This window comes from Ferrovibrio sp. (assembly GCF_019636075.1).
Lineage (GTDB): Bacteria > Pseudomonadota > Alphaproteobacteria > Ferrovibrionales > Ferrovibrionaceae > Ferrovibrio.
This window is the reverse complement of the sequence record NZ_JAHBYG010000039.1, coordinates 26,984-40,254: the sequence shown is the minus strand read 5'-3', so window position 1 is coordinate 40,254 and position 13,271 is coordinate 26,984. Positions and strand designations below refer to the sequence as shown.

The following is a 13,271-nucleotide window of genomic DNA, read 5'->3' as shown; positions in this document are numbered from 1 at the left end:
CACCATGCCGTCACGTTGGGTGCGGCAGTGGCTGGCGGCTCGGTCAATCTGGGCGCGGGCGTCGATAGCCTCACCCTGGCCAATGGCACCAACTCGCTCACCATCACCAATGTCGAAACCGTAACCGGCGGCACTGGCGCCGATAGCATCACCTTCAATGGTTCCGGCCAGGTGGATTTGGGTGCGGGCACCGACACGCTGACTTTCGGTTCGGCGGGCAGCATCACTGCCGCCAATGTCGAGAATGTGGTCGGCAGCAGCGGGGCCGACAGCCTCAGCCTTGGCTCCAGCGGCGCCAACACGCTGACGGTCGCCAATGTGGAAACCGTCACCGGCAATGCCGGCAACGATACGCTCACCTATAGCGGCACCGGCAGCATCGATCTGGCCGGTGGCAGCGACAGACTGATCCTCACCGGTTCGGGCAGCACCGTCACGGTCTCGAATGTCGAAACCGTTACCGGCAGCGCCGGCTCCGATGTGGTCACACTGCTCAATGGCATGGCTGGCGCCACCATCGATCTGGGCGCGGGCACCGATACGTTGATCCTGGCCAATGGCGGCAACGGCCTCAACATCACCAATGTCGAGAATATCGTAGGTGGCGATGGCGATGACCATGTCACCCTGTCGGCCCTGGCCGTGGGTGGCAATTACGATCTGCGTGCCGGCAACGACAGCCTCACGCTGGCCAACGGCTCCAACGTCATCACCGTCACCAATATCGAAACCGTTACCGGCGGTACCGGCAACGACACCGTAACCTTCGCCAATTCCGGCCGCTATGAAGGCGGTTGGGGCTACGACACGCTGTATTTCAGCGCCAATGGCGGCACCATCACTGCGGCCAATGTGGAAAGCGTGGTTGGCGGTGCGGGTGCCGATAGCCTGGTGCTGCTCACCAGCCTGCAGGGCGTCACCATCGATCTCGGCAGCGGCAACGACAAGATCGCACTGGGCGATGGCGGCTATTCCAGCTTCACGCTCACCAACGTGGAAACCATCACCGGCGGCACTGGCAGCGACCAGATCACCCTGGGTAATGTGGTCACGTCCGGCAGCTACGATCTGGGCGCGGGCAGCGACAGCCTCACCCTGGCTAATGGCGCCAACACCATAGCCATCAGCAATGCCGAAACCGTCTATGGCGGCAGCGGCAACGATACCGTCACCCTCAGCACCACCATGAATGGCGGGCGGGTCGATCTGGGTGCCGGCACCGACAAGCTCACTCTGGCCAATGGCGGCAACAGCCTGACCGCCACCAATGTGGAAAGCATCACCGGCGGCTCGGGCGGCGACATCGTCACGCTCGGCCTGGCGGTTGCCGGCGGCACCTACGATCTGATGGGCGGCGCCGATACCCTGGTGCTGGCCAATGGCTCCAACAATATCACCGCCGCCAATGTGGAAACCGTGCTGGGCGGTTCGGGCAACGATACCGTCAGCATCGCCAATGCCCTGAACGGCGCTAGCATCGATCTCAGCTGGGGCACGGATACGCTGTATCTGCTGGCCAATGGCAACACGGCCACCATCTCCAACGCCGAAAACATCTTTGGCGGTGCGGGTGCCGACAGCATCGTGCTGGGCGCTGCGCTGAATGGCGGCAGCATCGATCTCGGCGCCGGCAACGACAAGCTGACCCTGGCCGACGGCACCAACACTGTCACGCTGACCAATATCGAAACCGTTGTCGGCGGCACGGGTGCGGATACCGTGCTGTTCAGCGGCACCGGCAGCGTCGATCTCGGTGCCGGCACCGACAGCCTCACGCTTGGCGCCGGCGGCGCCACTGTCACCGTTGCCAATGTGGAAACCATCCGAGGCGGCGCCGGCGACGATACGGTTACGCTCGGCTCTGGTTATACCGGCAGCATCGATCTGATGGGTGGCAAGGACAAGCTGATCCTGGCCAATGGCGGCAACACCCTCACGCTCAGCAACATCGAATCCGTTGTGGGCGGCAGCGGCGGCGACAGCATCACGCTGAATGGCGCGATCGTCGGCGCCTATTACGATCTCGGCGGCGGCAACGATACGCTGAAGCTCGGCTATGGCAGCAACGTGCTGACCATCAGCAATGTCGAAACCATCGTTGGCAGCACCGGCGACGACAGCATCACCATCAATGGCGGTTCCAGCCCGGTGGTGGTGGATCTCGATTACGGCTACGACACGCTAACCGTGCTGGGCAATGTTTCGGTCTATGCCAGCAATGTCGAAAAGCTGGTCGGCGGCGACAGCGACGACGTGCTGACCATGTATAACCGCGCCGTGAACGTGCATTTCGATCTGGCCGGCGGTAACGATACGCTGATCCTGAACAGCAGCAGCAGCAATACCATCACCGTCAGCAATATCGAAACGGTGATCGGCAATAGCGGCGCCGATACCATCACCTTCGCCACCGTGGTCACCAATGGCAGTGTGCAGCTCGGCTATGGCCACGACACGGTGGTGTTGGCCGATGGCAACAACGCGCTGTCGGTCAACGGTGTGCAGACCATTTGGGGCGGCACAGGCAACGATACCATCACTTCCACCGGCTTTGCCGATATCACCATGTATGGCGGCGCCGGCAACGATCTGCTGATCGGCAACGATTGGGATGACACGCTTTACGGCGACGACGGCGATGATGTTCTGAAGGGTAACGACGGCGAGGATCGCCTCTATGGCGGTGCTGGCAACGACACCCTGTATGGCGGCGACGACGAGGACGTTCTCTACGGCGGCAACGGCAACGACACGCTGTATGGCGGCGACGATGACGACATCCTGTACGGCGAAGCCGGCAATGATGTGCTCGTTGGCGGCGATGGCAGCGACCGTCTGATCGGCGGCAGCGGCGTGAATACCGCCACCGGCGGTTCGGGCCGCGATTATTTCACCTTCACTTCGGCCACGGCCGGCGATCTCATGATCGTCACCGACATGACCGACGACGACCGTATCGAACTGGATACCAACCGCAGCAGCATGTTCACCGGCAATGCCTTCCAGTTGTCGCAGGCCTTGCAAGACAATGTGAACATCAAGGATGTGAACAACGCCTCGGCCATGGCGAAGGTGGATTTCCATCAAGCCGGTTTCGTCTATCAGCAGGATACCGGCGCGCTGTATTACGATGCCGATGGCGATTTCTCGTCGGGCGCGGTCTTGATCGGCACCATCACCAAGTCCAATGGCGCGGCCTGGACTTACGACTTCGACAATTTCCGCGAAGTCTGATCCAACTCCTTATCCCATGCAAAAACGGGCGCCTTCTGGCGCCCGTTTCCGTTTGCAGCCCATTGCCCTGGGCGAGGCCGTTGTTTCAGCAGCGCGTGTCGCTGAATAGCGATACCGGACGGTTGGCGCCGTAATTGCTGGTAAGCGTGGTGGAACGGCCCTGGCGGGAATAGCCGTTGCCCAGCTCTTCCAGCTTGGTGGCGCCTTTGATAACGGCATTGAGAAAACGCTGATGCCCGTCGCGCGCGCCGCGCACGGCAATCTCGTTGCGTTTGGCCACCTTGGCCAGATCTTCCAGCGCATCGGCCAGCGCCTTGCGTTCGCCTGCCGGTACAGCCTTCAGGCTTTCCGAATGCCGCATCAGCACTTTCTGCTTTTCCTTGAACAGCGAGGCCGTGATGCGTTTGCGCTCGCTCAAGGGATGCAGCGCATTGTAATCGTGGCGATCCAGGGCGGCGATTTCCTCTTCCATCACGGCGCGGAAATTGCTGGCCAGTTCGCGCATTTCCTGCGGCGAGGGCGGGATCACGCCTTCTTCCATATTGTCGCGCGGGGCCGGCGGCATGGATGCGCGCACCATCTGAGCCGGCGATGGCCGGGCCGGCAGCGGTGCGCGGCGAATGGCCTGGCCGGGTGTTGCGGCCTGGTTGGGCGTTGCAGCCTGGCCGGGGCGAGGTTGTTGCTGCTGCGGATTCTGCGGGTTCATTGCGCGGCCTCCTGGATCTTGATCATCTGGTCATAGACCATGTTGGCGATGCCGATGCCGCGATTGCGCGACATTTCCTTGCCGTATTCCTGGTTCAGAAAGCTGCGCCAGGTGGCTTCGGCATTGCCGCCGCCGAACGGGCCATCGGTTTTCACACCGGCCGACATCATCTCGAACATCTGGCTGAGGAAGTGGCTTTCGAAATCCTCGGCGGTCTTGCGCATCTGCGCCTGGCTGGCGGTGCTCATGCCGTTGGCAGCGAAACCATCCACCTTGCTGCGGGCGGCAAGCGCCTGCTGCTGGGCGTAAACGGCATTGGCGGAAGAGGCGATCTGCATGTCCATATCACATCACCTGGATTTCGGCCTGCAACGCACCGGCCGCCTTGATGGCCTGCAGGATGGTGATCATATCGCGCGGGCCAACGCCCAGGGCATTCATGCCATCCACCAGTTCCTGCAGCGACACACCGCGGCGCATCACTGCAAGGCGACGATCATTCTGTTCGTCGATCTGGATATCGGTGCGCGGCACCACAACGGTTTGCGCGCCGCCGGCCGCGCCGCCCGGAACGGTGGGCGTGCCGGTGCCGGGCACGGCCTGGGTCACCGGATCGAAGATCACGTTGCCCAGGGCATCGCGCACCGGCTGGCCATCCGGGCCGATACGCGGCACCTGCACGGTGCCGGTGCTGGCCGAGGTGCCGGCGATGCCGGGAATGGCGGTGGCGCCAGGAGCGAAGGGATTGGGCTGCGAAACCTGCGGGGTTTCGGTTACGCGGATGGTCAGCGTGCCCTGAGCGATGGCAACGGTGTCGATGCGCACATTCGGGCCCATCACGATGGTGCCGCTGCGCTCGTCGATCACCACGCGGGCAATCTGGTCGGTCTCCACCTGCAACTGCTCGATCTCGGTCATGAAACCGATGATGTCGGTGCGCCAGCGGTCCGGGATGTCGATATGCACAGTGCTGGGATCCAGCGCGCGCGCGGTGGGCAGGCCGGCCAGGGTGGAGATCGCCTGGCTGATACGGCGCGCGGTGGTGAGATCGGGATTCTTCAGCGCCAGGCGCAGCATCGGCAGCGAGGCGAGTTCGAAACCCACTTCGCGTTCCACGATGCCGCCATTGGCGATGCGGCCGGCGGTGGGCACGCCGCGGGTCAACTGCGCGGCCGCGCCCTGGGCGCGGAAGCCGCTCACCGCCACGGCGCCCTGGCTCACGGCATAAACTTCGCCATCGGCGCCCAGCAGCGGGGTCACCATCAGGCTGCCGCCCTGCAGGCTCTTGGCATCGCCCAGCGTGCTTACGGTCACGTCGATGCGGCTGCCATGGCGGGCGAAGGCGGGCAGGGTGGCGGTCACCATCACGGCGGCCACATTCTTGGTGGTGAAGTTCCCGGCATCGCGAATATTCACACCCAGGCGTTCCAGCATGCCCTGCAGGCTCTGGCGCGTGAAAGGCGCGTTGGTCAGGCTGTCGCCGGTGCCGTCCAGGCCGACAACCAGGCCGTAGCCCACCAGCATATTTTCCCGGATGCCTTCGAAATCGGCCACATCCTTGATGCGCGAACCGGCTTGTGCCGGTTGCGGCAGGCTCAGCGATACGATGGCAACCAGGGCAAGGCCGGTTGCGATGCGGTTCAGCAGGGCGAAAGCGGAGCGGGTCATGGTCGGTCTCTCTATCCTTGCGCCAGCCGGTCAGGATTGCCTGGCTACGGCTGATCTCGGCAGAATAAATGCGAGAAGCGTGCCAAATTCAAAGCGCTGAAAAACAAGGGAAATATCTGGCTGCAAGGCTGCCGCCCGGCAAAAAATGCCGACTTTACCCGGCGGGTTTTCTCAGGCACCATGCGGGCCACATGAAAGCCTGCATCCCATGAGCATCAATAAAGTAGACGGTCCCGGCGGTGTGAAGCCCGGCGCGCCCAAGCGTGCCTCGGGCAGCGGCGCCACGGGCGGCACCAGTTTTGCCAGCCTGCTGAAGGGCAGCGATGGCGCCAGTGCCGGTAGTGTCACGGCCTCGGCGCCGATGGCCGGCCTGGATGCCATGCTGGCTTTGCAAGCCGTGGATGCCGATGCCCAGAAGCAGAATCGCCGCCGGGCTTTCCAGCGCGGAAGCAACCTGCTCGACAAGCTGGAAACCATCCGCCTCGGCCTGCTGGATGGCCGTATCCCAGCCGATCAATTGCAAACCCTGGCCCAGCAATTGCGCCGCGAGCGGCTGAGCGTGGAAGATCCTCAGCTGGCCGAGGTGATGGCCGAGATCGAGCTGCGTTGCGAAGTGGAACTGGCCAAGTTGGGGCTCTGAACCGCCCGCCGGCCCCCGGCATTTGTGCGGGCGCGATAAAATTCACAAAAATCTCATAATTTCAATGGGTTAAAAGGTAAAATCCGGCCTTGCCCCAGGCCCCTCGGATTCATATACTCCGGCGCGCCGTGGGCCCTGCCCGCAGGCGAGTCGGGCCACTGGGGGGCCCATTTTTGGAGGTTGTCGCATGGGTATTCAGTTGAAGCCGAATTACCGGCCGACCGAATCCGAACCCTTCATGAATCCGCGCATGCGGGAGTATTTCCGCCGCAAACTGATTGCCTGGAAGGAAGACATCCTGCGCGAATCCAACCAGACCCTGCAGCATCTGCAGGAGGATACCTCGCAGGAACCGGATATTGCCGACCGCGCTTCGGTGGAAACCGACCGTGCGTTGGAATTGCGCACCCGCGACCGTCAGCGCAAGCTGATCTCCAAGATCGATGCCGCGCTGAAGCGTATCGACGACAATTCCTATGGCTATTGCGAGGAGACCGGCGAGCCGATCTCGCTCAAGCGCCTGGAAGCCCGGCCGATTGCAACGCTCTCGATCGAGGCGCAGGAACGCCACGAGCGCCGCGAACGCACGCATCGCGACGATATCTGATCCCGCATCGCTGCGCTTTAATCGGTTTCCGATCGCAGCGAGCGTACCAGATCCAGCAATTCCTGTTTTCGGAAGGGCTTGGGCAGGATTGCCCTGGCGCCTAGTTGCTTGGCCATGCGCAGATAATCAACCGATCCGGTGCGGCTGCCGCCTGATACGGCGATGATCGGCAGATCCGGTCGTGCGGCCAGCAATCGGCGGATGGTTCCGATGCCTTCTTCGTTAGGCATGATGATATCGGTCACCACCAGATCGGGCTGCACATCCTCGAAAATGCCATAGCCAAGCCGGCCATCGGCAGCTTGGTGCACTTCATAGCCAGCCTGCTGCAGGATCGCGGCAATCAATTGCCTCATCTCTGCTTCATCATCTATCACAAGGGCCTTCATGCGGGTGCTCTCTCGGTGGGGCTAGAGCTGGCTACGCGGAATTACGTGACATTTTTATTGTAGAGGGCGTATTAATTCAATTTAAGCACGATAAATAATAAATCAGCATGCGGATTTAAGTGCATCAAATGACATTCAATGCAGGAATACGGTGAAAAGATTCCAGCTATCTGAGTGCCAAAATACTTGAGTGGAGCGTATCGGGCAGGGAAACAAGAGGTGGGTAAATGGCCAAATCGGCAGACAATCGGCCGGCAGGCACCAGCGTGGCCAGCACTTTGGCCCACTTCACGATCCGGCATATCGGCTTGCGCGAGCAGGTCGCGTTGTTTCTCTTGGCCATCATCCTGGCCACATTGCTGCTGATACTGGTCAAGTCCTGGCTGCAATTCGACAAGAACCGGCAATTGGCCGAGCAGGATGCTGTTCTGTTGGCCGAGCGGGTTGCCTCATCGGTGCTGCGGGTGGTGGATGCCCAGGTGGGGCATCTTTATCTGTTCGGCCAGGGCAATCCGCCCGATGTTTCCTATGCAGAGCGTTGCGAGCGTCAGGCCCGCACATTTCTTGGTTTCCAGCACCGCTATCTGATTTTCGGTTTGGCTGATGCCACGGGCCATGTGCTGTGTTCGTCCAACCCCACGGCAAGCCAGACTATACTGCTGGGTGACCGGGCCTGGTTCAGGGAAATTCAGCAGGGCAAGGCCACGTCTTTTGAAACCCTGATCGGCCGCAGTTCCTACAAACCCGTATTGGTAGCGGGGCTGCGGATAGAATACGAAAATGCGCCGATGCAGGTGGCCTTTTCTTCGATCGACCTGGGATGGATCGCTGCCATTCTTCACCAGGAAGCGAAGAATATGGAAAGCATGATCGTCAGTCTGATCGATGGGAGTGGCCAATTGCTTGCCCATACCGGGTTATCTGATAGCGGCCTGACCACGATGCCGGCGCCGGCGGAGTTATGGGCCGGCATAAAGGCCAGCAAAACAAACGTGCGAACTGTCGATATAGATGGCGTCGAACGTAAATTCTTCATCATCCCGGTGCATCTGGCCGGACAGGACCGTTTCTACATCGCGTCCGGTATCAACCATGTCACCCAGGCCGATGAAATCAGAGCCGTGCTGGCGGATTTGTGGGGCGGATATTTCATCCTCACCCTGTTCACGGTGATTATCGGTTTCCTGCTGACGGAGCGGATGATCAACAAGCCGCTTTCTCGCATCATGTCCAGTCTGCAACGCTATGAGGCCGGCGACCGCAAAACGCGCGTAGGCCCGCCCTATATGCCCAACGAGATCGGAGCGTTGGGCATGGCGATGGACCAGCTTGCCGATGCGGTGGATATCCGCGACAGCGAATTGGCGCGCCGCCAGCAGAATATGGAGGCGTTGCTCAAGCGATTGGAGGCGATCATCGCCGCTTCGCCGGTGCCTATCGCCTGGCTTTCCGCCGATTGGCGCGTGAAGCTTTGGAATCATGCCGCCGAGCGGGTTTTCGGCTATTCGGCGGAAGAGGCGATAGGCAACACGCCGCCAATCGTTCCAGAAGATCAGGCCGAAGCCTCGCGCGACCTGGTGGCGCGGGTGTTTCGCGGAGAGGTTATTGAGGGTGTCGATCTCAAGCGCCGGCATAAATCAGGTCATATGCTGGATGTGCGTGCTTCCATCGCACCGTTGCGCGATGCGGATGGCCATGTGGATGGGTGCCTGGTCATCTTCATCGACGAAACCGAACGCCGAATGATCGAGCATCAATTCGCACAGGCGCAGAAGATGGAAGCGCTGGGCCAGCTTACCGGCGGCCTGTCGCATGATTTCAACAATCTGCTGGGTATCGTGATCGGCAATATGGATTTCCTGCTCGATAGCCTGGATGAAAAGCCCGAACTGAAGGCCTTCGCGCAATCGGCGCTGAATGCCGCTCTGCAAGGCGCCGAATTGAACAAACGCTTGCTGGCTTTCGCACGCCGACAGCCCCTGACGCCGCAGCCGATACAGGTTGGCCGCGAGATCGCCAACGCCATGGCAATGCTGAAACGCGCCATGGGCGAGCAATACCAGGTGGAATCCGATGTGGCATTGGATATCTGGCCGGTGCGGGCAGACCCTACGCAATTGAACACGGCTTTGCTGAATCTCGGTTTGAATGCGCGCGATGCCATGTTGGGTGGCGGCAAACTGCTGATCGAGGCGCGCAACCGCACCATCGATGCCGATATGGCGGCTGGTGTGGCTCCGGACTTTCCGCCCGGCGATTATGTTTGTCTTTCGGTTTCCGATACCGGCAGCGGCATGCCCGAGGCGGTGGTGAAGCGCGTATTCGAACCTTTCTTCACCACGAAGGAAGTCGGCAAGGGCACCGGGCTCGGCCTCAGCATGGTGCATGGCTTTGCCAAGCAATCCGGCGGCCATGTCACGGTGTATTCCGAACTGGGCACCGGCACCACCTTCCGTCTCTATCTGCCGCGCCTTGGCCGTGGCGAGGCCGACGAGGAGCCCGGCCAGGCCGGCAATATGGCCGCCAATCCGAAGCAAATCACCGTGCTGCTGGTGGAAGACAATACCGGCCTGCGCCTGGTGGCGCGCCAGCAACTCAACACAATCGGCTGCACGGTACTTGAAGCGGAGCATGCCGCCGCCGCGCTACCGATCCTGCAAAGCGATGCCAGGATAGACCTGATGCTATCGGATATCGTGATGCCCGGCGGCATGAATGGCCGCGAGTTGGCGGCGCGCGCCGAGCAATTGCGGCCTGGGCTAAAAATATTGCTGATGTCTGGCTATTCCGATCCGCGCCAGCATGACGACCCGAAGGGCGAGCACGAAGATACGCGATGGCCGCTGCTGACCAAACCGTTTCGCCGGCAGGAATTACACGAGGCGATCCTGGCGCTGCTGGGGCCCGCATGAGGGTGGCATTTGCCGGCGTAACATGCTTGGCTGAACAGCCCCAGATACTCGGAAGGAGATGCGGATGGCCTCCCGCTCGGAACGCGATGCATTCGGCAGCATAGACGTAGCCGCCGATAAATATTGGGGCGCACAAACCCAGCGTGCATTGAACTTGTTTGAAATCGGCACGGAAAAACTGCCGCCCAGTCTGGCGCGTGCCATCGGTTTGCAGAAGCTGGCGGCAGCCAGGGCCAATGCCGCGTTGGGCGAATTGCCCGCCGATCTTGCCGATGCCGTGCAGCATGCTGCCCGTGAAGTGTGGGAAGGGCGGTTCGATGATCATTTTCCGCTGCCGGTTTGGCAGATCGGATCTGGCACCGCCACCAACATGAATGCCAATGAGGTGATCGCCAACCGCGCCAATGAGCTGCTTGGCCAGAAGCTGGGCAGCAAAAAGCCGGTGCACCCCAACGATCATGTCAATCGCGGCCAATCCTCCAACGATACATTCCCCACCGTGATGCATATCGTGACGGTGCTGGAGTTGCATCAGCGCCTGCTGCCGGCCCTGCAAAGCCTGCACAAGCAGCTTGCCGCCAAGGCGCAAGCCTGGGCCGATATCGTGAAGATCGCCCGCACCCATCTGCAGGATGCCACGCCGATGACATTGGGCCAGGGCTTTGGCGCCATGGCGCGGCAGGTGGAGCTGGGCATCGACCGGGTGCGCGATACGCTGCCGCGGCTTTATGCGCTGGCGCAGGGCGGCACGGCGGTGGGCACCGGGCTGAATGCCAAGGCCGGTTTCGATCAGGCTTTCGCCGCGGAATTGGCGCAACTGACCGGCCTGCCGTTTCGTGCCAATCCCAACAAATTCGAGGGCATGGGCGCGCATGATGCGTTGGTGGAGGCCGGCGGCATGCTCAACACGCTGGCGGTGTCGCTGGCCAAGATTGCCAACGATGTGCGCTTTCTGGGCTCCGGCCCGCGTGCCGGCCTGGCCGAATTGCTGCTACCCCATGATGGGCTTACCTCGTCGATCATGCCGGGCAAGCGCAATCCCACCCTGGCCGAAGCCTTGCTGCAGGTCTGCTATCAGGTGATGGGCAATTGCGTGGCGATCACCCAGGCTGCTGCGGCCGGGCATTTCGAACTCAATGTGGCCAAGCCGGTGATCCTGCATAATATCCTGCAATCCATCCGGCTGTTGGCCGATGGCGCGCAGGTTTTCGGCGAAAAACTGGTGGCCGGCATCGAACCCAATCACGCCACCCTGGCGCGCAATGTGGAGCATTCCATCATGCTGGCCACGGCGCTCAATCCGCATCTGGGCTATGATCGCGTGGCGCAGATCGTCAACAAGGCCTTTGCCGAGGGAATCAGCCCGAAGCAGGCGGCGATCGATCTCGGCCTGCTTACGGCGGAAGAGTATGATCGCTTGGCTGATCCGCGCAGCATGATCGGGCCCCGTCCTTGATAGTTTCGGGTTCTTGATGATTTCGGGCCGCTGATCCGCTCATCCGGCATCGAAAATGCGCCTGGCATCTGGACAGGCGCCCGCTTGCCGGACACACTTGCCGGCATGCCCCCAAAGCCGCCGCGATGCCGACGAGCCGGGTGCCGTCTATCGAGGATCGGATGCAATACCCGGATTTCCGTGCATGCGCTGCATGCCAGCCCGTTGATGGGCGGGGCATGGGCATCGGCGGCGCTGCATGAGCCTTTTGGCGCAACTCTGGCGTGATCGGGACTTTCTCGCCGGCTTGCTGCTGGTGCTGCTCATGCTGCTCAGCGTGGCGGGCATGTTCGCGGCGATGCCCGATCTCACGCTGCCGGCGGCCGGTCTGCTGGTGCTGTTTGCTTGGATCAGCTTTCCGCATCTGCGCCGGGTGGCGCGGGTATTCCTGCTGCTCTGTGCAATCGTACTGGTGCTGTCGCTGCTGTTCGATCCGTCGGCCTGGCAGAATATCCAGTTGGGTCTGCGCCGCGCGGTTTCCTATGCCAGCTTTTTCACCGCGCTCACCTTCATCCGCGAAGCCGGGCTGCATTCCGATCTTTTGCGGCGGGCGGGCGATACCATCGTGCGCCAGGATCCTGGCCGGCAATATGTCATCCTCACTATCGGCGGGCATCTGTTCGGCATGATGATGAATTTCGGCTCGTTGGGCATGCTGGGCACGATGATCCGCCGCAGCGTGGATGGCTTGCAACCCGAGATGCGCGCCAGGATGCTGCGCCATAGCTTCATCGCTTTGTTGCGTGGCTTTACCGCAACCGGCACCTGGTCGCCGATGGCGTTGTCGCCGCTGGTGGTGGCCTCGATACTGCCTGGGGTCAGTTGGGAACAGCTGATGCCTTATGGCGTGGCTTTGGCGGCCACATTGATGTTCGCCGGTTGGCTGGTGAACCGCTATGCCGAGCCCGCACTGGGCGTTGTGGAGGGCATCGCCTGGGAAAACCAATTGGCATGGCGGCCGATCATCGGCTTGTTGGCCATCGTCAGCACGATCTTTGCCGGCATACTGATCCTGCGCAGCACATTGGGCACCAGCACATCCGAGGCGGTGATCATCATGCTGCCGGTGGTTTCGCTGCTCTGGATGCTGGCGCAATGCCTGCGCCGACCCAGCAATCTGTTGCGTAGCTATGGCTGGCGGCTGCGGCAATTGACGGCGCAAACCCTGTCCAGCCTGAATACCGAAATCGTCGTGCTGAGCACGGCAGGCTTCATCGGCGGCGCAGCCAGCGGCCTGCTGCCGTATGAACTGATGGGGCAATGGCTGCGTCAGGTGCCGCTGGCCTTTATCGCGTTGCCGCTGATGATCTTCTGGGGCGTGATCGCCACCGGCTATATGGGCGTCAACCCGCTGATCACGATCAGCATCATCGGTACGCTGATGGCGCAGCCCGAGGCCTTCGGTATCGAGCCGGTTTTCCTGGGGCTGGTCTATCTGCTGTCCTGGTCTCTGACCGGGCAATTATCGCCCTTCACGGCGTCCAACCTGCTGCTGGCCAGCATTGCCGAAGTGCGCTCCACAGAGATCGTGCATCAATGGAACCGCCGTTTCGCTGTCGTGATCATGCTTGCCGGCAGCATCGCCATCGCCATCGGATCTACCCTGCTGCATCGCTGAGG

At 61.5% G+C, this 13,271-nt stretch carries 10 protein-coding genes; 6 read left to right on the top strand and 4 right to left on the bottom strand.

Annotation, left to right across the window (positions count from 1 at the left end; translation table 11 throughout):
- Positions 1-3,234 (top strand): calcium-binding protein (locus KF827_RS15285; protein ID WP_291007212.1); only part of this gene is annotated, 3,234 nt, incomplete at its 5' end.
- Positions 3,235-3,319: 85 nt separating this feature from the next.
- Here KF827_RS15285 and KF827_RS15280 read toward each other — a convergent pair.
- The 3 genes from KF827_RS15280 to KF827_RS15270 are packed head-to-tail and all read right to left on the bottom strand — an operon-like array spanning position 3,320 to position 5,608.
- Complete coding sequence (locus tag KF827_RS15280; protein ID WP_291007210.1) at positions 3,320-3,940, bottom strand: hypothetical protein; 621 nt, start codon at positions 3,938-3,940, stop codon at positions 3,320-3,322.
- Complete coding sequence (locus KF827_RS15275; protein ID WP_291007208.1) at positions 3,937-4,284, bottom strand: rod-binding protein; 348 nt, start codon at positions 4,282-4,284, stop codon at positions 3,937-3,939. Before KF827_RS15275 ends, KF827_RS15280 begins: the two co-directional genes overlap by 4 nt.
- Before the next feature lies 1 nt (position 4,285).
- A complete protein-coding gene (locus tag KF827_RS15270) occupies positions 4,286-5,608 on the bottom strand; it encodes a flagellar basal body P-ring protein FlgI (protein ID WP_291007206.1) in 1,323 nt (440 codons plus the stop codon).
- A 208-nt stretch (positions 5,609-5,816) separates the two neighbouring features.
- Here KF827_RS15270 and KF827_RS15265 point away from each other — a divergent pair, with 208 nt between their 5' ends.
- Positions 5,817-6,248 carry a flagellar assembly protein FliX gene (locus KF827_RS15265; protein WP_291007204.1) on the top strand — a complete coding sequence of 144 codons (432 nt, stop codon included), beginning with the start codon at positions 5,817-5,819 and terminating at the stop codon, positions 6,246-6,248.
- Positions 6,249-6,435: 187 nt separating this feature from the next.
- A complete protein-coding gene (dksA, locus tag KF827_RS15260) occupies positions 6,436-6,855 on the top strand; it encodes an RNA polymerase-binding protein DksA (protein WP_291007202.1) in 420 nt (139 codons plus the stop codon).
- Between the two features lie 17 nt (positions 6,856-6,872).
- Here dksA and KF827_RS15255 read toward each other — a convergent pair whose 3' ends face one another.
- Positions 6,873-7,244: a response regulator gene (locus KF827_RS15255; RefSeq protein WP_291007201.1), complete on the bottom strand. Its 372-nt coding sequence runs from the start codon at positions 7,242-7,244 to the stop codon at positions 6,873-6,875.
- 227 nt (positions 7,245-7,471) lie between these two features.
- Here KF827_RS15255 and KF827_RS15250 point away from each other — a divergent pair, with 227 nt between their 5' ends.
- From KF827_RS15250 to KF827_RS15240, 3 genes are all read left to right on the top strand, one after another.
- Positions 7,472-10,156, top strand: a complete 2,685-nt coding sequence (locus KF827_RS15250; RefSeq protein ID WP_291007199.1) for an ATP-binding protein — start codon at positions 7,472-7,474, stop codon at positions 10,154-10,156.
- A 64-nt stretch (positions 10,157-10,220) separates the two neighbouring features.
- Positions 10,221-11,612, top strand: a complete 1,392-nt coding sequence (locus KF827_RS15245; protein ID WP_291007197.1) for a class II fumarate hydratase — start codon at positions 10,221-10,223, stop codon at positions 11,610-11,612.
- A 238-nt stretch (positions 11,613-11,850) separates the two neighbouring features.
- Positions 11,851-13,269, top strand: a complete 1,419-nt coding sequence (locus KF827_RS15240) for a hypothetical protein (RefSeq protein ID WP_291007195.1) — start codon at positions 11,851-11,853, stop codon at positions 13,267-13,269.
- Positions 13,270-13,271: the final 2 nt, after the last annotated feature.

Coding starts and splice junctions, on each gene's coding strand:
- KF827_RS15280 (WP_291007210.1), bottom strand. CDS start 3,940: ATGAACCCGCAGAATCCGCAGCAGCAACAACCTCGCCCCGGCCAGGCT.
- KF827_RS15275 (WP_291007208.1), bottom strand. CDS start 4,284: ATGGACATGCAGATCGCCTCTTCCGCCAATGCCGTTTACGCCCAGCAG.
- KF827_RS15270 (WP_291007206.1), bottom strand. CDS start 5,608: ATGACCCGCTCCGCTTTCGCCCTGCTGAACCGCATCGCAACCGGCCTT.
- KF827_RS15265 (WP_291007204.1), top strand. CDS start 5,817: ATGAGCATCAATAAAGTAGACGGTCCCGGCGGTGTGAAGCCCGGCGCG.
- dksA (WP_291007202.1), top strand. CDS start 6,436: ATGGGTATTCAGTTGAAGCCGAATTACCGGCCGACCGAATCCGAACCC.
- KF827_RS15255 (WP_291007201.1), bottom strand. CDS start 7,244: ATGAAGGCCCTTGTGATAGATGATGAAGCAGAGATGAGGCAATTGATT.
- KF827_RS15250 (WP_291007199.1), top strand. CDS start 7,472: ATGGCCAAATCGGCAGACAATCGGCCGGCAGGCACCAGCGTGGCCAGC.
- KF827_RS15245 (WP_291007197.1), top strand. CDS start 10,221: ATGGCCTCCCGCTCGGAACGCGATGCATTCGGCAGCATAGACGTAGCC.
- KF827_RS15240 (WP_291007195.1), top strand. CDS start 11,851: ATGAGCCTTTTGGCGCAACTCTGGCGTGATCGGGACTTTCTCGCCGGC.